Raw genomic sequence first — 22,642 nt, 5'->3', positions numbered from 1 at the left:
GTTCCCCAGAGAGGAACACCCGAATGACTGGAAAGTACGGCCGGAGCGCGCTCTGGGAGCACTACAACAGGACGCACGTCACCGGCGAGCCCGTCACCGACCTGGCCGGGTTCAAGTCCAGCGCACCCAACTTCAAGTTGGCGCTGTGGGATCCCCGGCCGAACGGCGTGCGGTACCTCAAGGCCCTGATCTACAACCTGGCCGAGCAGTTGAGTCCGGCCGCGTTCGACGCCCTGCGGCGCATCAGCAACCGCGACGTCGGGGACCCGATCACGGTCCGCGTGGGCGGCGAGACGGTCTGCCTCGACTACCTCCAGGCGGTTCTTGAGCTCGAGTACATCAGCGGCCACGTGGACCTGGATGGCGCCGAGGTGCTGGAGATCGGCGCCGGGTACGGCCGGACCTGCCACGCCGTGCTGTCCAATCACGACATTGCGGCCTACCACATCGTCGACCTCGACAACTCGCTGACGCTGGCCAGGGCGTACCTGCAGGCGGTGCTCCCCGAGGACCAGTTCGCCAAGGTCAGGTTCGTGCGCAACGAGGACGTCGAGGAAGCCTTCGCGACCGCGCGGTTCGACCTCTGCGTCAACATCGACTCGTTCGCCGAGATGGACGCCGACACCGTCCTGGAGTACCTGGCCCTCATCGACCGGACGTGCCGGTACTGCTACGTCAAGAACCCCGTCGGGAAGTACCTCGACAAATCCCTGGACAGCCATTCGCAGGGTGCCGAACTGGTCAGCATGGCGCTGAGCACCGGGCTGCTGCGCGATGTCCTCGACATCCACGACAGTGCCGAGGTGGCCGAGCACGCCACCAGGTTCGTCGCCGCGTACCGGCCCGGGCCCAGGTGGACCGACGTGGCCGACAGCAGGGCGCGGCCGTGGAGCTACTACTGGCAGGCCCTCTACCGGCGCGATGTGCCCTGACCAGCCCGCACACCGGCAGAAGGAAGCAGTCATGTCGAGTCGGGAATCGCGGGCCGCCCAGCCCCTGGTGACCATCCTCGGTTCCTCCGGTTTCGTCGGCTCCGCGATCGTGGCGGCGCTTTCGGACCGACCGATCCGGCTGCGGGTCGTTGCCCGCCGCCCGACTCCGGTGCCCCCGCACGCCCGGGCACGCATCGAGGTCCGCACCGCCGATCTCACCGAGCCGGTGGATCTCCGCGGCGTGCTCGCCGGTTCCGACGCGGTGATCCACCTGGTGAAGGATTCCGCGGGCTGGCGCGGGGTCGAGCAAACGCCGCGCAGCGAGCGGGTGAACGTCGGCGTGATGCGTGATCTCCTGGACCACTTCCGCGCGCACGCCGGTTGCGGGCCCCCACCCGCCGTGGTGTTCGCAGGCTCGTCGTCGCAGGTCGGCGTGCCGCCCGCGGTGCCGGTCGACGGTTCCGAGCCCGACCGGCCAGATACCCCCTACGACAGGCAGAAGCAGGCCGCCGAGGAGCTCCTCGCCGCCGCCACCGCCGAGGGTGCGGTCCGCGGGATCACGCTGCGGCTGTCGACGGTCTTCGGCCAGGACTCGGCGTCCGGTCCGCCGGATCCCGGTGTGCTGACCACGATGGTGCGGCGCGCGATCGCGGGTGAAGCGCTCACGATGTGGCACGACGGCACCGTGCTGCGCGACTTCGTCCACGTGCGCGATGTGGCGGCGGCCTTCGTGGCCGCGATCGACCACGCGGCAGCGCTGTCCGGGCGGCACTGGCTCATCGGTACCGGCCGGGGCGAACGCCTCCGCGACGTCTTCGGCCGCGTCGCCGAACTGGTCGCCGCCTACACCGGAAAACCCGAAGTGCCGGTCCGTTCGGTGCCGCCTCCGGACGATGCCGTGCCCACGGACCTGTGCAGCATGGTGGTCGACTCCTCGGCCTTCCGGGCGGTCACCGGATGGCGCCCCGAGACAACTCTGGCGGAGGGGCTGGAGCGCACCGTTGCCGCGTTGACCGGCGCCCCGGAAACAGAGTGATTACGCGTGGATTTCGCCGCCGCGGACGAGCCCAATCGGTGTCAGAGGAAAGTGGAATGCCCATGATGAACAACAGCGAGCACCAGATCTCGCCGGCGTACCTGCGGGAACCGGTCACCGAGGAGGGACGCAACCTCGTCGAACTGCTCTCCGCGCGCCTGCCCGAAGTGGCCGCCGGAGCCGCGGACAACGACCGCGACGGCCTTTTCCCGACTGACGTCTTCAATGCCTTCCGCAAGGACGGCGTGCTCGGCGCGACCGTGCCCAAGGAACTGGGTGGTCTCGGCGTCGACCGGCTGTACGACGTGGCACTCGCCCTGCTGACCCTGGCCGAGGTCGACGCCTCGACGGCGCTCGCGCTGCACGTGCAGTTCAGCCGCGGGCTGACCCTGACCTACGAATGGCAGCACGGCGCACCGCAGGCGCAGGCGCTGGCGGAACGCCTGCTGCGCGGGATGGCCACCGGGGAGACGTTGGTGTGCGGGGCGGTGAAGGACCACTGGTCGGCGGTCACCACGCTGACCCCGGACGGCAACGGTGACTGGCTGCTGTCCGGACGCAAGACCCTGGTGAGCATGGCTCCCATCGCCACGGACTTCGTCGTCTACGCGCAGTGGCGGTCCGAGGACGGGCCGATCATGCTGACCGCCCCGGTCGTTTCCCGCGAGGCGCCCGGGCTCACGGTCCTCGACAACTGGGACGGGCTCGGCATGCGGGCCTCCGGGACGCTGGACGTGGTGTTCGACAACTGCCCGGTGGCCGCCGAGAACGTCCTCATGCGCGGCCCGATCGACGCGGCCGACGACGCGGCGCTGGCCGGGCAGACCGTCAGCTCGATCACCATGCTCGGGATCTATGCGGGCATCGCGCAGGCCGCCCGCGACATCGCCGTCGCCACCTGCGGCAAACGCTCGGCGGCCCCGGCCGCGGCGATCCGCACGCTGGTCGCCGAGATCGACGCGCGCCTGTTCGCACTGCGCTCGACGACCGGCACGGCGCTGGCCGAGGCCGACCTGCTGTCCGCCGACCTCAGCGGCGACCTGGCGGAACGCGGGCGGCGGATGATGCGGGCGTTCCAGTACGCGAAGATGATCGTCAACGAGCTCGGGCTCAAGATCGTCAACGACTGCCTCACCGTGGTGGGCGGCTCGACGTACGTCAACACCCATCCGCTCTCCCGGCTCTACCGCGACATCCGGGCCGGCTGGTTCATGCAGCCCTACACCTACCCCGACGGCGTCGACTTCCTGAGCGCCCAGGCGCTGGGCATCGCGCACGACAACGACTACATGAAGGCGCGGGCGGCCCAGTCAGCGGCCAGCCGGTGAGGAAGGACGGTGATGCCGGTGCTGCGATCTTCGGCGACGCTGGACCCGGCGCCCGCGGCGAACCGGGTCCGCCGGACCGCGTACCTCACGATCGTCGTGCTGTTGCTGGCCTGGACGATCGATTTCGTCGACCGGTTCGCCATCAGCATGGCCATGCCCTTCATCGGCGAGGAGTTCGGCCTCAGCAAGACCATGCAGGGCCTGCTGTTCACCACGTTCTCCGTGGTCTACCTCCTCTGCCAGGTACCGGCCGGCTACCTCGCCGACCGGTTCGGCGCCCGCGGGCTGATGCTGACGACCCTGGTGCTGTGGTCGGCCTTCACCGGGTTGACCGGGCTGATGGGGACCTTCGCGGGACTGCTCGCGGTACGGGCACTGTTCGGCGCGTCGCAGGGCTGCTTCCCGCCGGCCTCGTTCAAGGCGGTCGCCGAGCGGACCACCCCGAAGAACCGGGGCACCGTCACCGGCGTGGTGATGTCCGCGAGCGGCTTCGGGCCCGGAATCGCGCCGCTGATCGTCGCGCCGCTGATCGCCGCCGCTGGCTGGCGGAGCTCCTTCCTCTGGCTCGCCGCCTGCGGGGCGGCGATCGGTGTCCTGCTCTGGGCGCTGCTGCCCCGGCCGTTGCCTGCCGCGCTGACCAGGGCCGTCGACGCGGCAGGCCGGACGACCACCGCCTCGCGCCGGGAGGTGCTGCGGTCGCTGCAGGTGTGGAAGTTCGCCGCGCTGTTCTGTGCGATGAACCTGCTCGTCTCCGGCCTGGTCAGCTGGGTGCCCAGCTACCTGCTGGAGAGCCGGAACCTCTCGATACAGACCACCGGGGTGCTCGCCGCGATCCCGATGCTGGTCACGGTCGGCACCACCATCCTCGGTGGCTGGCTGTTCGACCGCTTCTTCCACGACCGGATCAGGTGGTTCCTGGTACCGATCGTCGCGGTCACCGCGATCTTCCTGGCACTGATGCTCACCGCGTCCAGCGCGGTGCAGTTCACGGTGTACGAGACCATCGCGCTGGGGGTGGCCAGCCTGGGGTCGATGTGCCTGTTCGGGCTGCCGATGCGGGTGCTGCCGACCGAGCATGCGGGGATCGGGATGGGCATGCTGAACCTGGGTGGCCAGGTCGCGGCCGCCATCGCCCCGCTGCTGATGGGCTGGCTGGTCGACCGGTTCTCCTACACGGCGGCCTTCGGGCTGCTGGTCGCCACCACCGCGGTCGGCGCCGTGATCGCCTGCTGGCTGCCGCAGCGACCTGCCCAGTTCGGCTTCTCGACGACCGCGGCGCAGCGGAGGGACGACGGTGCGGACGGGGTTCACCGGGGCCGGTCGGTTGATGCCGACTAGCATGTCCCCCCGTGGTCCAAGACGGGGAACGAGTGCTGTTCTCGACCTCTCCGGAGTACTTCCAAGCCGCCAAGGCGGAACTGCTCGACGTCTACGCGGGAAACCAGACCGGGCCGGTCAGCGTGCAGCGGCTCGGGCCGGACCTCGGCAGGCTGTCCGGCCCGGGGGTCCGCATCGGGCATCTCGCCCGGGTCTGCGAGGACCGGCCGGTGGCCTTCGTGAAGCACCTCACCGCCGAGCGCGCCGAGCTACCGCTGTCCGCGGTCGGCGACCTGGACGCCGCGGTCGACCACGTACAGCGGGTGGCCGCCGAGGTCGATGCGGACAAACTCGCGGTCCAGTCCTGGGTGAGCGGGCAGAACCCCGCATCCTATGGCTCCGCGGAGCTCGCCCGGCGCTGCATGGCGGCCCTGACCGGCATGGGGAAGACGACCGGGCGCGCCAACATGCCGAAGACGCTGTCGCTCTGCCTCACCAGGGCCGGGTTGTCGATCGGTCTCGCCTCCGCAGCCGAGCAGCTGAGCGACTGGCCGGGCGGCCGGACCCGGCTGGCCCGCAGCGACGACCAGGTCTCCCGTGCCGAGTTCAAGCTGGAGGAGGCGTTCCAGACGTTCGGGATTCGCCCCCCGTCGTCCGGGACGGCACTCGATCTGGGCGCGAGCCCGGGTGGCTGGACACGTGTTCTGCGCCGTTCCGGGATCACCGTGTGGGCGATCGACCCCGGGGATCTTGACGACAGACTCCGCCGGGATCGTGGTGTGCGGCACATCCAGATGACCGCGGGAGCCTTCTTCCGCAGCGAGCACCGCCGGTTCGACATGGTCGTCAACGACATGAAGATGGATCCGGAACTCTCGTGCCGGTTGATGCTGGACGCGGCCCAGCTGCTGCGGCCAAGCGCACTGGCCGTCGTCACGTTGAAACTCTCCGGGCACAGGTCGGTGAAGGTGGTGCGGGAGTGCCTCGATCTGCTGCGTCAGCGCTACCGTGTGCGCGCCGCGAGGCAGCTGCACCACAACAGGCACGAGGTGACCGTCGTCGCCGAATGCCGTTGAGCCGAGTTGCATAACCATGCGCCAGCTTCCGGGCCGCTCGTGACCGATCCCGGTGGCGGCCGGTACGGCGATAGTCCGACCGTTCGACCGGCTCGCGGGCAGCCACGGTCCAGCCAGGGGGCCGAACGGTGCCGGTCAGCGGGGGCTAGGATGGGACGGGCTCAGCGGCGTCCTTCATGGGGAAGGCCAGCTCTGCGCCCGCGACACGTATCGATACGGAGAGCTCGATGTCTAAGCGTTGTGATGTTTGCGACAAGGCGCCTTCCTTCGGTCGGCGGGTGGCGCGTCTCGGTGTTCGCGCCCAGAAGCGGCGGATCAAGGGCCGCTCGTCCCGGATGTTCTACCCGAACCTCCAGCCGATGAAGGCAGTCGTCAACGGAACCCCGGTTCGGCTGAAGGTGTGCACCTCGTGCCTGAAGAAGGGCAAGGTCGCTCGTAAGGCCTCGGCCTGATCCCAGGGCGTGTCTCGACAGTTCGGCCTGGCAACAGGCCGTGATCGACAGGCCGTTCGTGCTGGCGCGATCTCCGATGAGGTGTCGCAGGGGGTGGCACTGTTGATGCCCGCCCTTCGGGAGGTCTGCGCGGTAGCACGCTTGCCGATCACCACCTGGTCCTGGAGGGTCTCGTCACAGCGATTCCGCACCGGTTCGCTGTGACGAGACCTGTCCGAGGAATCCGGACCAGCCCCGGAACTCCTTCCTGAACAGTTCTCCACCGGTACGCCTGTGCTCGTCGGCTTTGGGCCAGTGATGCCCTCGCCATCATCGGACTTCCCGGAGCCCTCGATGGGCGGCGCTCGCGTCCTGGGGCCTGCAGTACCCTCGACGGCGGCCGTCGAGAGAGGGTACCCACTTGACGGGGGTCGACTTCCGTCCGTTCGCCCATCTCAGTGCACCCAATGCTGAGCTGTACCGCCGCATCATGGGCTCTTTCGTGCAGGCCAAGCGCCGGTTCATCGTGCATCTTCGGCCCGAGGATGTCCACGAGTCCATCGGCGGGGATGTGCCCGCCATCGTCGATGCGCTTTCCAGGCTGGTGGAGTGGGGAAATCTGCGCGCCGATCCGGACACCAGTCGCGTCACCACGGTCGAGGATTTCCACCGCGCTCGGTTCCTCTACCAGCTCACGCATGCGGGCGAGGCCGCCGAGCAGGCGCTCGCCAGTTATGACGAGGCCCTCGGCAGACGCGGGGCACTGCAGGCCGTTGCGCTCACCGACATCGCAACGCAGCTGCGCGTCCTGCTGGAAATGGCGCAGCAGGATGATCCTGACCCGGCGAAAATGCATCTGTCACTGCGGTCACTCGTTGACCGCTTCACCGATCTCGCCGACAACGCACAGGCGTTCATGAGTTCGCTGTAGCGCACCATCGATCTGCACGACGCCGACCTGGACGCGTTCCGTGCCTACAAGGACCGCCTGATCGACCACCTCTTGCCACCGTCATGGCCGAACTCCAGCTGTGGGTCGAGACGCTCGCCGGACCGAACCCAATCACGACGGCGGTAAGCGCCACCGGTCATGCCGCGGCCGGGGAACTCGCCAGGTTCGTGCCGCGGACACCGACGACGTCCTGCTGCGGATCGGCGAACCTGCGTCGGTGAACCTGAACGCGGTGCTCACCCCGGCGGTGGACTGAGCCGATCCGCACGCCGACGCGGTGTCCGACGCGCCGAATGGCGCCGCGAGGTATGGGCGTCGGTCGGCCTGCTGCGTGACGACGTGTCCAGCACCGTGTTGACCCTGGGCCTGCGGGGTGACGACCACACACCGACCGGCCGTGCCCTGGCCGCCTGGCACGAAACCGGACAGCCAGTGGTGTTGACCATGACGCGTGTGCAAGCCCTGAGCAAGGTTGGCAGCGGGGGCCGGGTACATCTGTCCTCTTTGGATGGATTGCGCGGGGTTTCGGTCCTCGCGGTGTTGCTGTTCCACACCGGACACCTGTCCGGCGAATTCCTCGAGGTGGACCTGTGCTTCGCCCTGTCCGGATATCTCATCACCGGTCTGCTGCTACGGGAGGTCGAGGCGACGGGGACGGTGTCGCTGGTCGCCTTCTGGAGCGGCGGATTCGTCGGCTGCTGCCCGCGCTGGCGCTCGTGCTGGTGGTCGTCACGCTGGTCGTCTGGGCGGCGGGTTCGCCGGATCTGGTGCGGCCGACGCTCGCGGACGGTCCGTGGGTGCAGCTGAACCTGATCAACTGGCACCTGAAGCCGAGCACGTCGGCGCAGCGGAGCTGTGGCCATCACGTCCGCGCCGTCCGGTTTGGGTACGTCGCCCTCGTCCCGGTGTGGTGGAGGACACCACCCAAGGCTCTTCGGAATTGCTAAGGTTCGAAACTGCTGAACCTCGCGGGCGGCGCGCCGGCTCGCCCTCGCCTCGGGCGAGGACCGATGAGGGAGGATCAGCGGTATGACCACGATCGATCGCCATGGCCCGGGTTGTCCGTCACGACGTCAGGAGGAGGGGTGTTGATGAGCAGGCCCCTCTACCAGGTCAAGGCGGACTTCTTCAAAACGCTCGGGCATCCGGTGCGGATTCGGGTGTTGGAGTTGCTCAGCGAACGCGAGCACGCGGTCGCCGAGATCCTGCCCGACGTGGGGATCGAGGCCGCCAACCTCTCGCAGCACCTCGCGGTGCTGCGGCGTGCCGGGTTGGTCGTGACACGTAAGGAAGGCTCGACCGTCTTCTACTCGCTGACGAGCCCGCACGTGGCGGAACTGCTGGCGGTCGCCCGGCAGATCCTCACCGGGGTGCTGTCCGGCCAGGTCGAGCTGCTCGAAGACCTGCGCACCGCGTCCACCTCGACGAGCGAACGCCAGCGGCGGGGTGGGCCGACAGCGTGAGTGACCCGCGGTCGCCGCGCTGTTCCCTCCCTTCGGCGCGGCGACCGCACCTCCCGGATCAGGAGCAACGACGTGCTGGGATTGTGGCGGAAGATCCGCAGGACCGGTCGGGTGGCCGAGCCCGCGCCCGCGCAGCCCGCGAGCGAGACGTTGCCGGTCACAGCCGAGCTTGGTGGTTCGGTGCAGATCCGGCATGTCGACGCGGGCTCGTGCAACGGCTGCGAGGTGGAGATCGGCTCGGCGTTCGGCCCGGTCTACGACGCCGAGCGCTACGGAGCCCGGCTGGTGGCCTCGCCGCGGCATGCGGACGCGCTGGTGGTGACCGGGCCGGTCACCCGGAACATGGCCGAACCGTTGCGCCGCACCTACGAAGCCGTCCCGGGCCCGAAGGCCGTGGTCGCGGTCGGTGACTGCGCGCGCAACTGCGGCGTGTTCGCCGGTGCGTACGGGGTTGTGGGTGCGGTGCGCGACGTCGTGCCGGTGGATCTGGAGATCCCGGGTTGCCCGCCGCGCCCGGAAGCCATTGTCGACGGAGTGCGGAAGCTGACCGGTCGATGAACCTCGCAGCAACAGCGCTCGGCGCTGCCGTGGCCATCGGTGTGTTCGGTGCTGTGGTCGCCCTCGCACTGCCGACCCGCGCCCGGGCTGCGGCAGCGGGGTGCGCCACCGCGCTGACCGGAGCAGCCGGGGTGATCGCAGGGGCCGCGGCGATGGCAGGCTCCGGTTTCGCACTCGCGCTGCCCGAGCTGCTGCCGCTGGCCGGTGTGTCGATCGCGCTGGATGCGCTGGGCGGTTTCTTCACCGCGGTGACCGGTGGTGTCGCGGTCGTCGCCGGGATCTACGGCATCTCCTACGGCCGGTCCGGCGGTTCGTCCTCGCGTCCGGTGCAGGCGGTGCTCCCGCTGTTCGGCGTGGCCATGCTGCTGGTGCCGACGGCGGCGAGCGTGGGCACGTTCCTGGTGTGCTGGGAACTGATGGCACTGACCTCGTTACTGCTCGTGGTGGCCGAGCATCGGCGCCGGCCCGAAGTGGCCTCGGCCGGGCGCTGGTATGCGGTCATGACCCACCTGGGTTTCGTGGCCGTCCTCATCGGGCTCCTGGTGTTCGCGGCGGCGGCCGGGGGTGATGCGTTCTCGGCCCTGCGTTCAGCCGAGCTCTCCCCCGCCCTGGCCAACCTGGTCTTCGTGGTGGCGCTGGTGGGTTTCTCGTCGAAGGCCGGCATCCTTCCGCTGCACGCCTGGTTGCCCCGAGCACATCCGGAGGCCCCGAGCCACGTGTCGGCGCTGATGTCGGCGGCCATGGTCAACCTGGGCGTGTACGGGATCGTGCGGGTCGGGTTCGACCTGCTCCACGGCGGCCCGCAGTGGTGGTGGCTGCTGGTGCTGGCGCTGGGTGCGGTCTCCGCGGTGTACGGGATCCTGCAGGCGGCGATGAGCACCGACCTCAAGCGCCTGCTGGGGCAGTCGACGACCGAGAACATGGGGCTGGTGCTGATCGGCATCGGCGCAGCCGGACTGTTCTCCGCCAACGGCGATCGAGTACTGGCGGGGGTGGCGCTGGCCGCCGCGTTGCTGCACATCTGCAACCACGCGGCGTTCAAGACGCTGCTGTTCCTCGCAGCGGGCTCCGTCCTGCACGCCACCGGCACCCGTGATCTGGACGCGTTGGGCGGACTGCGCACGGGCATGCCGCTGACCACCGCGGCATTCGGCTGGGGAGCACTCGCTGCGTCCGCGCTGCCGCCGGGTACCGCGTTCGTGTCCGAATGGCTGCTGCTGCAGGCGCTGATCCACGGTTTGCCCGCTTCGGGCACCGTGGAAGCGGTCGTGCTGCCGGTGGCGGTGTCCGCGGTCGCGCTCACCGCCGGGCTGGCGGTGGCGACCTTCGTCAAGGCGTTCGGCGTCGGGTTCCTCGCCAGGCCCCGCAGCAGCGCCGCGGCGGCCGCGCACGAGAGCCCAACCAGCATGCTCGCGGGGATGGCACTCGCCGGACTGGCCTGCGCGGTGCTGGCGCTGGTCCCCACGCTCGTGCTGCCCGCGGTGTCGGCGGCCGGCGGGAGCGCGCTGGGCACGGCCGATCCCGCGGTCACCGGCACGGCAACCCTCCAGCTCACCGGGGTGGCCGGGGCGTTGTCCCCGCTGATGCTCACCCTCGCGCTCCTGGTCGCGGCCGCCCTGACCCTGGTGGTCGTCCGGGTGGTGTCGGCTCGCCGAGCCCGTCGTGCCGCGCGGTTGTGGGACTGCGGTGCGGGGCCGCTGTCGGAGCGGATGGAGTACACGGCGACGTCGTTCGCCGAGCCGCTGCAACGGGTTTTCGACAACGTGGTGCAACCGGAGCAGGACGTGGATGTCAGCCACTACGAGGAGTCCCGGTACCTGGTGCGGGCCGTGGAGTTCCGGCGGCGGGTGCCCGACCGGATCGAACGCCGCCTGTACGCACCGGTGCTCGCAGCCGTGTCGGCCTTGGGTCGTTGGGGACGCCGGTTGGCGACCGGGAGCGTGCACCGCTACCTCGGCTACGGCTTCTACACGATCTGCGCGCTGCTGATCCTGCTGGCGGTGACCCGGTGAGCATGCTTGCTGTGGTCGGCGGCGTCGTGCAGGCGGTACTGGTCGTGGGTGGTGCGCCGCTGCTGGTCGGTGCCATGCGGCAGGTCCGGGCCAAGCTCGAGGGCCGCCAGGGTGCGGGTGTGCTGCAACCGTGGCGGGACCTGCGCAAGCTGCTCCGCAAGGAACCGGTCACGCCACGCGGAACCAGCGAGATGTTCCGCATCGCGCCGCTTTTCCTGGTGGCCACCACACTGGTCGTCGCGGTGGTCACGCCGTTCGTCACGACCGCGTCGGCGATCGCTTCGGTGGGGGACCTGTTCGCGGTGGTGGCCCTGCTGGCGATGGGCACCGCAACGCTGGCGCTGGCCGGGCTGGACACCGGCACGGCGTTCGGCGGGATGGGTGCCAGCCGGGAGATGACCATCATCGCGCTGGTCGAACCCACGTTGCTGGCGGCGATCTTCGCGCTGTCGGTACCGGTCGGGTCGACGAACCTCGCCGCGATCGTGTCCTCGATGCTGCACGAACCGGCCCGGGTGATCTCCCCGGTCAGCCTGCTGGCGGCGGTCGCCCTGATCGTGGTGATCATCGCCGAGACCGGGCGCCTGCCGGTGGACAACCCGTCCACGCATCTGGAACTGACCATGGTGCACGAGGCGATGGTCCTGGAGTACGCCGGCCGGGATTTGGCGCTGGTGGAGTGGGCCTCGGCGATGCGGCTGAGCGTCCTGCTCGGTCTGCTGGCGAACCTGTTCGTGCCCTGGGGCATCGCCACCACGCTCACCCCGGTCGCGCTGCTGGTCGGTGTGCTGGCGCTGGTGGTCAAGGTCGGGTTGCTCGGCTCGGTGCTGGCCGCCGGCGAGGTGTTCCTGGCCAAGCTGCGGCTGTTCCGGGTACCCGAGCTGCTGGCCGGTTCGTTCCTGCTCGCCCTGCTGGCCGTCGGCGCCTCGTTCTTCCTGGCCTGACGAGGAGGATGCGGATGGACGAGACGCTCTCCGTGCAACTGCTCGACCTGGCGTGCGGGGCGCTGCTGCTGACTGCGGTCCTGGTGCTGTGGCGCCGCGAACTGGCCGTCATCATCCGGGTGTTCGCCGCCCAGGGCGTCGCCCTGGCCGTGCTCGTCGCGATCCTCGCCGCGCACGAGAACTCCACCGAACTGTGGGTGGTTTCCGCCAGCGTCCTGCTGCTGCGCGCTGGCGTGCTGCCCGTGCTGCTGCGCCGCGCGCTGGCCAGCGCGGGCGACCAGCGGCGCGAGACCCGGCCGCTGGTCAACGTCGCGGCATCCTTGCTGGCCGCGGCGGTGCTGACGCTGCTGGCCCACGCGGTGTCCCGGCCGCTGGTCGCCCTGGCTCCCGCACCCGCCACCCAGGCGATCCCGGTCGCGATGGCCGTGGCACTGATCGGGTTCTTCGTGCTGGTCACCCGGCGGCTGGCGCTCTCACAGCTGGTCGGTTTCCTGTTGCTGGACAACGGGATCACCGCGGTCGGATTCCTCACCACCGCCGGGGCGGGGTTGATCGTGGAACTCGGGGCGTCGCTGGACGTGCTGTTCGCGGTGCTGGTGCTGCAGATCCTGACCGCCCGGATGCGGGAGGCGTTCGGCGATACCGATCTGGACGAGCTGCGGGAGTTGCGCGACTGATGACCACGGTGTTGATGCTCGCTGCTGTCGCGGTGCCGGTCCTGGGCGCGCTCGCCCAGCTCGGCGCGGGCTGGCGCAGGGCGACCTGCTGGACCAGCGTCGCCAGCGCGGTGCTGGTGCTGACCGCCGCGGCCGCCCTCGCCGTCGAGGTGCACCGCATCGGCCCGCTCACCGCACTCGGCGGCATGGTACGGATCGATGCGCTCTCGGCGTTCATGCTCATCGTGATCGGTGCGGTCGGTTCGCTGTCCACCGCCGCCATGCCCGGCTACCTGCGCGGTGAGATCACGGCCGGGCGGGCCACCCCGCGCAGCGCGACCCGGCACAGCGTGCTGGTCCAGCTGTTCCTGGCCGCGATGGTCGCCGCGGTGCTGGCCGCCAACCTGGGCGTGCTGTGGGTGGCGATCGAGGCCACCACCATCATCACCGCCTTCCTGGTCGGCCACCGCCGCACCCGCGCCGCGGTCGAGGCGGCCTGGAAGTACGTGGTGATCTGCTCGGCCGGGATCGCCGTGGCGCTGCTGGGCACCTTCCTGCTCAACTACGCCGCGGCGCACGCTCCCGGCGCGGCCGGGCTGGAACTGGCCGACCTGGCCGCGCACGCGGCAGAGTTCGACCCCGGCGTCACCCGCATCGCGGTCGTGCTGCTGATCATCGGGTTCGGCGCCAAGGCCGGGCTCGCGCCGCTGCACGCCTGGCTGCCCGACGCCCACAGCCAGGCCCCGGCACCGGTGTCCGCGCTGATGTCGGGGGTGCTGCTCTCGGTCGCGTTCTACGCGATCCTGCGCATCAAGGTGATCGCCGACGCCGCGCTCGGCACCGGGTTCACCCGGGCACTGCTGGTCGGCATGGCACTGGCCTCGTTGTTGGTGGCCGCATCGCTGCTGCTGGCCCAGCGCGACTACAAGCGGATGCTGGCCTACTCCAGCATTGAGCACCTCGCGCTGGTCGCACTGGGCGCCGCGATCGGCACGCCGCTGGCGCTGGCCGCCGCACTGCTGCACATCCTCGGGCACGGGCTGGCCAAGGGCGTCGCCTTCCTCGGCGCCGGCCGGGTCCTGCAACTGACCGGCACCAGTCGGATCGACGAAGTCCGCGGCCTGGCCACCCGGAGTCCGCTGCTCGCCGGGTGCCTGGGGCTCGGGGTGTTGGCGCTGATCGGCCTGCCCCCGTTCAGCCTGTTCGCCAGCGAGCTGGGCATCGCCCGGGCCGGTTTCACCACGTCCCTGGGCTGGGCGATCGCCGCCGCGCTGCTGCTGGTTTTGGTGATCGCCGCCGCGCTGATCGGTCACACCAGCCGGATGCTGCTTGGCACCCCACCGGAGGGGCCCGGTGCCGCCACCGCGGTGTCCCGGGTGCCGGTGTCGATCGGCATCGCGCTGGTCGGCGGCCTCGTGGCCTGCGCCGCACTCGGTGTCACCGCTGCTCCCCTCACACCCCTGCTCACCGACGCTGCTCAGCTGCTGGGAGGCGCCCGATGACCGCTGGCGAGACGGTCGGTGCTCACCGCACCGCCCTGACCATCACGCCCGAGGAGCTTCCCACGCACGCGGAATCGTTGCTGGCCGACGGGTTCCGGGTCGCGCTGGTCGCCGGTCACGACGACGGCGACCGGCTGCGGGCGGTGTACCTGTTCACCGCCGCTGATCCGGACCGCCGCGTGGAGCTGCGGGTTCCGCTGGACCGCGACGATCCGCGGGTGCCAAGTCTGGCCGCGCTGTCGTTTCCCGCCGGCCGGTTCGAGCGGGAGATGCGCGACCTGTTCGGCATCGTGCCCACCGAGCACCCGCTACCGCGCCGGCTGGTCCGGCACTTCCACTGGCCGCAGGGTTGGTATCCGATGCGCGCCGACGCCGGCGACCCGCCGGAGTTCGGCGACGTCGCCGGACCGTACCCGTTCCGCACCGTCGAAGGTCCCGGGGTCTACGAGATCCCGGTGGGTCCGGTGCACGCCGGGATGATCGAGCCGGGGCACTTCCGGTTCTCCGTGGTCGGCGAGACCATCCTCAACCTCAAGGCCCGCCTCTGGTTCGTCCACAAAGGACTTGAAAGGTTGTTCCAGGGCCGCCGCCCCGAACAGGCGGTCCCGCTGGCCGAGTGCATCAGCGGTGACACCGCCGTGGGGCACGCGCTGGCCTTCTGCCTGGCCGTGGAGGACGCCCTCGAGGTGACCGTGTCGCCCGACGCGCAGCGCATCCGCGCGATCCTGCTGGAGCTGGAACGACTCTACAACCACATCACCGACATCGGCGCGCTGTGCAACGACGTCGGTCACGGCATCCTCAACGCCCACGCCCAGCGCATCCGCGAACAACTCCTGCGGATCAACGACCAAACCACCGGTCACCGGCTGCTGCGCGGCGCCATCGTACCCGGCGGAGTCACCACCGTCACGCTTCCCGACCCCGAGCAGCTGGCGGCCATCGGCCGCGACACCGCCGAGATCGTCGACCTGGCGCTGGGCCACACCGTCGTCCGCGACCGCTTCGCCGGCACCGCCATCCTCACCGCGCAACAGGCGTACGACCTGGGCACGCTCGGCTACGTCGCGCGCGCCAGCGGTCACGCCGTGGACGCCCGGCACGACCACCCGTTCCTGCCCGACGAACTTCCGCGCACCCGGCACACCCGCACCGACGGCGATGTGCTGTCCCGGTTCCTGGTGCGCGCCGAGGAGATCACCGCCGCCATCGCGCACATCACCGATCTCCTGGGCAGGCTGGACCACCGGGGCACGAGCGCGACCGCAGCACCGCCCGAGAGCGGCACGGCCCGCTCCGGGGTGGGCATCGTCGAGGGCTGGCGCGGCACCACCGTGCACCGGGTGGAACTCGCCGAGGACGGCACGCTGACCCGGGTCAAGGTCGTCGACCCGAGCTTCTTCAACTGGCCTGCGCTGCCGGTCGCCCTGGCCGACACGATCGTCCCGGATTTCCCCCTGACCAACAAGAGCTTCAACCTCTCCTACGCGGGCAACGACCTGTAATTGCGCAGCCGCACCAGTTCTCGATCATTCCGCCGAGAATCTTCCTAACACCAGCCAAGAACGACGGTATGACGTGCCCGACACACCACGGCGGTATGACGTGCCCTACACAAAATTGGAATCGCAGGTTCGTATTTCTTATGGTCAAGGTGTGCGACGGGCGAAGGGAACGGACCCGGCGCTGCGCATCGCGAAGCGACTGGCCCGCAACGTTTTCCACGTCGCACTGGACCTGATCATCATCGACGAACTGGTGGACTCGCCGACCGGACCGGCCGGTCTGTCGCAACTCCCCGCCACCAGCTGATCTCGGTGTGCACCTGCATCGGTGCGGCACGCCGGAAAACACGAATCTGAGATACCAGAACAGGAGATCGGCGATGCTGTCCCCCAAGTCGGCCGACACTGTCCGCGCGACCCTACCTGCCGTGAGCGCCGCGATTGATGAGATCGCCGCGGTGTTCTACGGCAAGATGTTCACCGCTCACCCCGAGTTACTGCGTGACCTGTTCAACCGCGGCAACCAGGCCAACGGGGAACAGCGGCAGGCGCTGGCCGGATCCATCGTCGCGTTCGCCCGGTCGCTGGTGACGCACCCCGACGTTCCGCCGGAAGCGATGCTCAACCGGATCGCCCACAAGCACGCCTCGCTCGGCGTGACCAGGGACCAGTACGAGATCGTCCACACTCACCTGTTCGCCGCGATCGCCGAGGTGCTGGGTGAGGCGGTCACCGAGGAGGTCGCCGCGGCCTGGGACGAGGTCTACTGGCTGATGGCCGACGCGCTGATCACCATCGAGACCCGGCTCTATGCCGAGGCCAACGCTCCGGACGGCAACATCTGGCGCGAGTACCGCGTCGTGGGCCGCTACCCGGAAGCCGAGAACACCGTCACCTTCCTGCTCGAACCAGCCGACGGCTCGCCACTACCGCCGTTCCGCCCCGGCCAGTACGTCTCGGTCCAGGTCGAGCTCCCCGACGGCGCCCACCAGATCCGCCAGTACAGCATCTCCGGCACCTCGGCCAACGCTCTGGCGATCACCGTCAAGCGAGTCGACGGCGAGGTGTCCGACCACCTGCACGAGCACTGCGTCGAGGGAGACGTCCTGCGGGTCAGCGCACCCTTCGGCGATGTCGTCCTCGACGAGGGTGCCAACCCGGTACTGCTGATTTCGGCGGGCATCGGCTGCACGCCGCTGATCAGCATGCTCAGCCACCTGGCGACCACGGCCTCGCCGCGCCGGGTCATCGCCGTGCATGCCGACCGCAGCCAGCACACGCACGCCTTCCGGGCCGACCTGGAACAGCTCGCCGAGAAGCTGCCCGACGCCACCGTGCACGTCTGGTACGAGGAGCCGCACGAGCCGTGGCCCGCCGAGCGGACCGGCCTGGTCGACCTCGAGGAGCTGGACATCCCGAAGGACGCCACCGCCTACATCTGCGGCCCCCTGCCCTTTATGCGAGCCATCCGCGCACAGCTGCTGGAGCGCGGTGTGCCCGCGTCGAACATCCACTACGAGGTCTTCGGCCCGGACCTCTGGCTGGCTCAGGAACAAACCTCCGCGCCGAACTGATCCGTTTTCCGCCCTGGGAGTCCGCGGGGCTCCCAGGGCGGCCGCGGGTGTCCATGATGGACTCCAGGTGGCGAGGGCCTGGCCCCGGTATCACACCGGCCCAGGCCCTCGCGGCGTGGGTGGCCCGGCTGGCGGTGAACCAGCGGAACCGGACGAGTCCTGTGTGGAGGATCGACCTGACTACGCCTGTACCAGGCACGTGGCCAGGAACACGACTCCGAGCGAGCCGACGATGGCCGCCGTTGAGGCCGCCTTGGCGATTCTCGGCGAACCCCTGCGGTGCAGCATGCCGTGCCCCGACGCGGCCACCATGACCAGCACGAACAGGGCGAGCTTCGCAACCAGAACACGGCCGTAGCCCGGCTCCAGCAGCGACTGCCAGGTCACCCCGGCCTGCCACGCCAGCAGCACTCCGGTGGTGATCTGCAGCGGGACGAACACGGCCATGGTGATTCGGGCGAACCGCCTGCCGACGGCTCTCAACACGGTGGCACGGTGGTGGAGGTCCAGCACCGCGCGCACGACCGGCAGCGCGACGAGGCTGATGGTGATCTGCCCGCCGACCCACAGCGCGGCACCCAGCACGTGCAGGAAGCGGACGGCAACCCAGAGATCGATCATCGCGTCACATCCACGAAGCCGTGCGCACCGTTCTCGGCATGGCGGAGGTCGTGGTCGACGAACGGGTAGCGACCCGGTTCGGGAAAGGTCAACTCGACGAAACCGCCCTGCGCGGGTGCGAGGTCCAACGCCTGCGACCCGCCGCTCGCCCCAGGGCGCAACAGCCATGCACCTTCCTTGTAGACGGTGTCGAACTGGCCGCCGATGATGTGGAAGCTCACCGAATCCGATGGACCGGCGTTGATGATCCAGAACCGAACGCGCTCGCCGACCTTGGCCGTCAGCGGCGCGTGGTCGTACTGCCCCGGCATCCCGTTGAAGAGCCAGCCGTCCGGCCTGCCCTGCCGGATCTTGTCCAGCAGTGCGTCGCTGTCCGGGGCACCGTCGAAGTACTGCCCGCTGACGAGCAGGTACTCCCGTGCCGCCGGCGGCAGGTCGGGCGGATCGATGATGACAGCCCCGTACATCCCGTTGGCCAGGTGCAGCGACATCGGTGCCGTGGAGCAGTGGTAGAGCCACGCCCCGGCGCGCTCGGCGGTGAAGGCGTACATCAGCCGCTGACCGGGCTCGATCGTGCGCATCGGCCCATCCGGCGCGAGCGAACCGGCGTGGAAGTCGATGCTGTGCCCCATGCTCCCGTCGTTGACCAGGGTGATCTCGAACCGGTCCCCGACCTTCCCGCGCAGCGTGGGACCAGGCATCGTGCCGCCGAAGGTCCACCGCCGCTCCCGCTTGCCCGGCGCTACTTCCAGTAGCTGCTCGGTGACGTGCAGTTCGATCCGGTGCACCGCTGTCGCGTTCGCCGGAGGCACCGTCGCGTCCCTCGGTCGCCAGTCAGCGCTGGGCAGATGGGTTCGCTCGACGCCGTGCCCAGCGGAGTGGCTGCTCCCAGCGGTGCGGACTTCCATGGTCATCCCGGCGGCGCGGTGCCCGGCGACCGTGCACCATCCCGCCAGGGGCCCGCGGACCACCCCGACGTCGAGCAGTTGCGTGTCGCCGGTCGCCAGCCGCTCGGTCGCCGCCCCGTTGGCCAACCGCAGATCGTGTGCCATGGCGTCCCGGTTCGTCACCCGGAGCACGAGATGGGTGCCCTCCGCGACGGTGACCACGGCGGGCTCGATGCGCATGTTGGCCAACACGACGTCCACGGTCCGGGCGGGGCCGGCCACCTCGGGCTGCTCGCCCCCACTCACCGCGAAGAACACCGCGACCAGTGTCACCGCGAGTCCCGCCGCGATCCCGGGCACGGCGCCACTTCCCGAACCGACGGTGGGCAACCCGCCGCGGTGCGCGACCGGGACCGCCACCGACAGCGCCAGCAGGACGAACGTACCGACGCTGGCGATCTCCAGTCCCCAACCGGCTACCGAGACCGGCCTGGGCAGGTCGAAGGCGAGCAACGGAATCCCCACGTTGGCGGCGATCACCCGCAGCAGCCAGCCGCGGTGCAACACCGCAGCGACGCGACGGCTCTCGAGCGGACCACGACCGAGGACGACCGGAAGCAACTGGGTCAGCGCGCCAACCAGGACCTGGGCACCGAAACCCACCGCCAATACCGGCAACAGCCGGTCGATCACCAGCGACAGGCTGTCCGGCGAGCGCACCAGCCAACCGGTTTCCACCAGGAGCGAGACGAGCAACCACCCCACGGCGCACACCAGGAACCACGGCGCCGGTTGACGAACTGCTCGGCGGGGCACCCCCGTGCGCAATGACACCAGCAACGCCGCGACACCGGCCCCATAGCTGAGCAGTCCGGCGATGAGCAACCACGTGGTGGCCAGGAGGGAACCCACGCTCACCAGGACCAGTCCCGTCACGAGCAGCCACCAGATGCCGCGCCCCCAGACGGCCATGTCCTGCCGAACCCGAATGCCCAGCGTGGTCGGGAGCAGCACGAACAACGTCCCGAGCACCGACAGGCCGAGCCAGCCGAGCAGGTTGAGATGCACATGCGCCGACCACAACCGGTCGTACCACCCCATGCCGCCCGCGGTCATGCTCCCGCCGAGCGTTCCCCCGACGGCCAACGACATCGACGCAGCTGCGTAGTAGGCGGTGAGGTGTCCGAACCGCGTGGCCAGCGCCCGGCGCCTGATCCGTAGCAAGTGGACACTGTGGACGATCGCGATGACGGACACCCCGCCGGCTCCGGTCCCCGACACCCAGTGCCAGTCGGCGACGACTCCCACGAGTACCAGCACCACGGAGAGGTTGAGCACGGACAACCCCACCGCCACCCGGCGTTCCGGTGGGGCGGGCACGCGGCACCACGTCGTCACGAAATGCTCCGACCAGATCACGATGGCGTTCGTGACGGCACCGAGCAGCAACGCGTGCAGCGCCAGCCACCACGGCAGCCCCAGTCCGTCGTGCAGGACGACCAGTAGCGCCGCAATGCCGAGCCACCCCAGGACGAACACGTTCCCCCAGGCCAGCAGCGGTCCGCGGAACCGCCGCCTGGACCGGCCCAACTCCTCCACGCCGATCACTCGGCCCATGTTCCACCTCGGTTTCGAGTCCTTGCGCCGGCTGACCCGGGCACACTGGTCGGGGCAGCCCGGGACACGATGGCTCGACGAGAACGCTGTCGGCTAGGACCCCAGGTCCTCATTCGTGGGGACCGAAGCAACTCGGGAGCACGTGTCGGGCGATTTCACTCCGCGATGCGGATGCCGAAAGGAGGCGCCTCGGGGAGGACCTTCGTCACCAATCATGAGTACCCCGGACTCTTCACCGCCGGTTCCGCTGTCACAAAGACTGACCTGCATCGGAACAGTGGAAGAGGAGAGACCGTGACGGCGACAGCCCCTACGCCGATCGCCCCCAGCACATCCCCGAAGCGCCGGCGCGTCAAAGGAACCAGCCTGCTGCGGTCACTGGGCACGACCGACCACAAGCAGCTGGGTGTCATGTATCTGGTCGCGACCTTCGCCTTCTTCGTGCTGGGCGGGGCCATGGCGATGCTCATGCGCGGAGAGCTGGCGCAACCCGGCTTGCAGTTCCTGTCGCAGGAGCAGTACAACCAGCTGTTCACCATGCACGGCACGGTGATGCTGCTGCTGTACGCGACACCGAGTGTGTTCGGCTTCGCCAACTACGTGCTGCCCCTGCAGATCGGTGCACCGGATGTCGCCTTCCCGCGGTTGAACGCTCTGTCCTTCTGGCTGTTCCTCTTCGGCGGCCTGATCACGGTGTCCGGTTTCGTCACCCCTGGTGGTGCTCCGGATTTCGGCTGGTTCGCCTACGTCCCGTTGTCGGACGCGGTCCACTCGCCGGGTGTCGGCGCCGACCTGTGGATCGTCGGTGTGGCCGTGGGTGGCCTGGGGACGATCCTGGCTGCGGTCAACATGATCACGACGGTGGTGTGCCTGCGGGCGCCGGGGATGACGATGTGGCGGATGCCGATCTTCACGTGGAACATCCTGATCACCAGCATCCTGGTGTTGATGGTCTTCCCGGTCCTGACGGCGGCGGGCCTCGGCCTGCTCGCCGACCGGCACCTCGGGGCGCATGTCTTCGACCCCGCCAACGGGGGCGTGGTGCTGTGGCAACACCTGTTCTGGTTCTTCGGCCACCCCGAGGTCTACATCCTGGCACTGCCGTTCTTCGGGATCGTTTCCGAGATCATCCCCGTGTTCTCGCGCAAGCCCCTCTTCGGGTACAAGGGCCTGGTCTGGGCGACCATGGCGATCGCGATGCTGTCGGTCACGGTGTGGGCGCACCACATGTACGCCACCGGAGCCGTGCTGCTGCCCTTCTTCTCCTTCGCGACGTTCCTGGTCGCGGTGCCGACCGGGGTGAAGTTCTTCAACTGGATCGGCACCATGTGGAAGGGCCAGCTGACCTTCGAGTCGCCGATGCTGTTCTCGGTGGGCTTCCTGGTCACCTTCCTCTTCGGTGGTCTCACCGGCGTCCTGCTGGCCTCCCCACCGCTCGACTTCCACGTCTCGGACACCTACTTCGTGGTCGCGCACTTCCACTACGTGCTCTACGGCACGATCGTGTTCGCCACCTTCGCCGGCATCTACTTCTGGTTCCCCAAGATCACCGGCCGCATGCTGGACGAGCGCCTGGCCAAGCTGCACTTCTGGTTGACCTTCATCGGCTTCCACGGCACCTTCCTCGTCCAGCACTGGCTGGGCAACGAGGGCATGCCGCGCCGCTACGCCGACTACCTGGTGTCCGATGGCTTCACCACGCTCAACATGATCTCCACGGTGGGCGCGTTCATCCTCGGCGCCTCGCTGCTGCCGTTCCTCTACAACATCGTCAAGAGCTACCGCTACGGCGAGGTCGTCACGGTCGACGACCCGTGGGGCTTCGGCAACTCGCTGGAGTGGGCGACGCCCTGCCCGCCGCCACGGCACAACTTCCTCGAACTGCCCCGGATCCGCTCCGAGCGTCCGGCGTTCGACCTGCACTACCCCCACCTGAGCGAACGGCTCCGACTGGAGGCCCACGTCAGTTTGACCGGCAAGACGCTGCGTCACGCAGACTCGCTCGAGCGGAGCCGCTGACGGGTGCGGCTAGGGCGGCGTGTTCGGCATTGCCATCCGGCCGAACACGCCGTTGCCGCGTGCGGGGTGGTTGCCGGAGTTGTCGCTGTGGCAGGAGGGATCGCTGGGGCTGGATGGTTACCGTGGCGGGACCGCCAGCCGTCGCGGCGCCGACAATCGGCGTACCCACTGCCCGCCCAGAGGTGACTTCGGTCCGTTCAGGCATGACTTTG

The 22,642-nt window shown here is 69.4% G+C and carries 20 protein-coding genes; 18 read left to right on the top strand and 2 right to left on the bottom strand.

Translation table 11 applies throughout. From position 1 onward, the window contains the following. Positions 1-23: 23 nt before the first annotated feature. From IEY17_RS08500 to IEY17_RS08415, 17 genes are all read left to right on the top strand, one after another. Positions 24-932: a putative sugar O-methyltransferase gene (locus tag IEY17_RS08500; protein ID WP_188986755.1), complete on the top strand. Its 909-nt coding sequence runs from the start codon at positions 24-26 to the stop codon at positions 930-932. A gap of 31 nt (positions 933-963) precedes the next feature. Then, on the top strand, positions 964-1,968 hold the full coding sequence (locus IEY17_RS08495; protein ID WP_188986754.1) for an NAD-dependent epimerase/dehydratase family protein: 1,005 nt from the start codon (positions 964-966) through the stop codon (positions 1,966-1,968). A gap of 62 nt (positions 1,969-2,030) precedes the next feature. Continuing rightward, positions 2,031-3,296, top strand: coding sequence for an acyl-CoA dehydrogenase family protein (locus IEY17_RS08490; protein ID WP_188986878.1), 1,266 nt, complete (start codon positions 2,031-2,033; stop codon positions 3,294-3,296). A gap of 12 nt (positions 3,297-3,308) precedes the next feature. Continuing rightward, positions 3,309-4,634 carry an MFS transporter gene (locus IEY17_RS08485; RefSeq protein WP_188986753.1) on the top strand — a complete coding sequence of 442 codons (1,326 nt, stop codon included), beginning with the start codon at positions 3,309-3,311 and terminating at the stop codon, positions 4,632-4,634. 11 nt (positions 4,635-4,645) lie between these two features. Continuing rightward, positions 4,646-5,689, top strand: coding sequence for an SAM-dependent methyltransferase (locus IEY17_RS08480; protein ID WP_229679950.1), 1,044 nt, complete (start codon positions 4,646-4,648; stop codon positions 5,687-5,689). Positions 5,690-5,865: 176 nt separating this feature from the next. Next, positions 5,866-6,141 carry a 50S ribosomal protein L28 gene (gene rpmB, locus IEY17_RS08475; protein WP_308423962.1) on the top strand — a complete coding sequence of 92 codons (276 nt, stop codon included), beginning with the start codon at positions 5,866-5,868 and terminating at the stop codon, positions 6,139-6,141. 400 nt (positions 6,142-6,541) lie between these two features. Further along, positions 6,542-7,051 (top strand): TIGR02677 family protein, encoded by a 510-nt coding sequence (locus tag IEY17_RS08470; RefSeq protein ID WP_229679948.1) that lies wholly within the window; start codon positions 6,542-6,544, stop codon positions 7,049-7,051. Positions 7,052-7,210: 159 nt separating this feature from the next. Next, positions 7,211-7,879, top strand: coding sequence for an acyltransferase family protein (locus IEY17_RS08460; protein ID WP_268240312.1), 669 nt, complete (start codon positions 7,211-7,213; stop codon positions 7,877-7,879). Between the two features lie 284 nt (positions 7,880-8,163). Beyond that, a complete protein-coding gene (locus tag IEY17_RS08455) occupies positions 8,164-8,535 on the top strand; it encodes an ArsR/SmtB family transcription factor (RefSeq protein WP_188986751.1) in 372 nt (123 codons plus the stop codon). A gap of 72 nt (positions 8,536-8,607) precedes the next feature. Further along, entirely contained in the window at positions 8,608-9,093 is a 486-nt protein-coding gene (locus IEY17_RS08450) for an NADH-quinone oxidoreductase subunit B family protein (RefSeq protein WP_229679947.1), read from the top strand. Further along, positions 9,090-11,105 (top strand): proton-conducting transporter transmembrane domain-containing protein, encoded by a 2,016-nt coding sequence (locus IEY17_RS08445; protein WP_188986750.1) that lies wholly within the window; start codon positions 9,090-9,092, stop codon positions 11,103-11,105. The genes IEY17_RS08450 and IEY17_RS08445 overlap by 4 nt, the downstream gene beginning before the upstream one ends. Positions 11,106-11,107: 2 nt before the next feature. Beyond that, entirely contained in the window at positions 11,108-12,049 is a 942-nt protein-coding gene (locus IEY17_RS08440; protein ID WP_188986875.1) for a respiratory chain complex I subunit 1 family protein, read from the top strand. Positions 12,050-12,063: 14 nt separating this feature from the next. Then, the gene (locus tag IEY17_RS08435) at positions 12,064-12,726 is read left to right on the top strand and encodes a hypothetical protein (protein ID WP_188986749.1); all 663 of its coding nucleotides are present in this window, start codon (positions 12,064-12,066) and stop codon (positions 12,724-12,726) included. Then, positions 12,726-14,207, top strand: coding sequence for a proton-conducting transporter transmembrane domain-containing protein (locus IEY17_RS08430; protein ID WP_188986748.1), 1,482 nt, complete (start codon positions 12,726-12,728; stop codon positions 14,205-14,207). The genes IEY17_RS08435 and IEY17_RS08430 overlap by 1 nt, the downstream gene beginning before the upstream one ends. Next, on the top strand, positions 14,204-15,712 hold the full coding sequence (locus IEY17_RS08425) for a hydrogenase large subunit (RefSeq protein WP_188986747.1): 1,509 nt from the start codon (positions 14,204-14,206) through the stop codon (positions 15,710-15,712). The genes IEY17_RS08430 and IEY17_RS08425 overlap by 4 nt, the downstream gene beginning before the upstream one ends. A gap of 151 nt (positions 15,713-15,863) precedes the next feature. After that, the gene (locus tag IEY17_RS08420) at positions 15,864-16,019 is read left to right on the top strand and encodes a hypothetical protein (RefSeq protein ID WP_188986746.1); all 156 of its coding nucleotides are present in this window, start codon (positions 15,864-15,866) and stop codon (positions 16,017-16,019) included. Between the two features lie 121 nt (positions 16,020-16,140). Beyond that, complete coding sequence (locus tag IEY17_RS08415; protein ID WP_308423961.1) at positions 16,141-17,286, top strand: globin domain-containing protein; 1,146 nt, start codon at positions 16,141-16,143, stop codon at positions 17,284-17,286. A gap of 180 nt (positions 17,287-17,466) precedes the next feature. On the opposite strand, the gene IEY17_RS08410 is transcribed toward IEY17_RS08415, so the two are convergent. Continuing rightward, complete coding sequence (locus IEY17_RS08410) at positions 17,467-17,907, bottom strand: CopD family protein (protein ID WP_188986744.1); 441 nt, start codon at positions 17,905-17,907, stop codon at positions 17,467-17,469. Beyond that, positions 17,904-20,411 (bottom strand): multicopper oxidase domain-containing protein, encoded by a 2,508-nt coding sequence (locus IEY17_RS08405; protein WP_188986743.1) that lies wholly within the window; start codon positions 20,409-20,411, stop codon positions 17,904-17,906. The genes IEY17_RS08410 and IEY17_RS08405 overlap by 4 nt, the downstream gene beginning before the upstream one ends. 294 nt (positions 20,412-20,705) lie before the next feature. On the opposite strand from IEY17_RS08405, the gene ctaD reads away from it, so the two are divergent. After that, complete coding sequence (gene ctaD, locus IEY17_RS08400) at positions 20,706-22,430, top strand: aa3-type cytochrome oxidase subunit I (RefSeq protein ID WP_188986742.1); 1,725 nt, start codon at positions 20,706-20,708, stop codon at positions 22,428-22,430. The last annotated feature ends 212 nt before the right edge of the window (positions 22,431-22,642 follow it).

Source organism: Saccharopolyspora thermophila (genome assembly GCF_014646075.1).
In the GTDB taxonomy this organism is placed as follows: domain Bacteria; phylum Actinomycetota; class Actinomycetes; order Mycobacteriales; family Pseudonocardiaceae; genus Saccharopolyspora; species Saccharopolyspora thermophila.
Note: the sequence above shows the minus strand (reverse complement) of the source record. Positions and strands in the feature narration are given on the sequence as shown.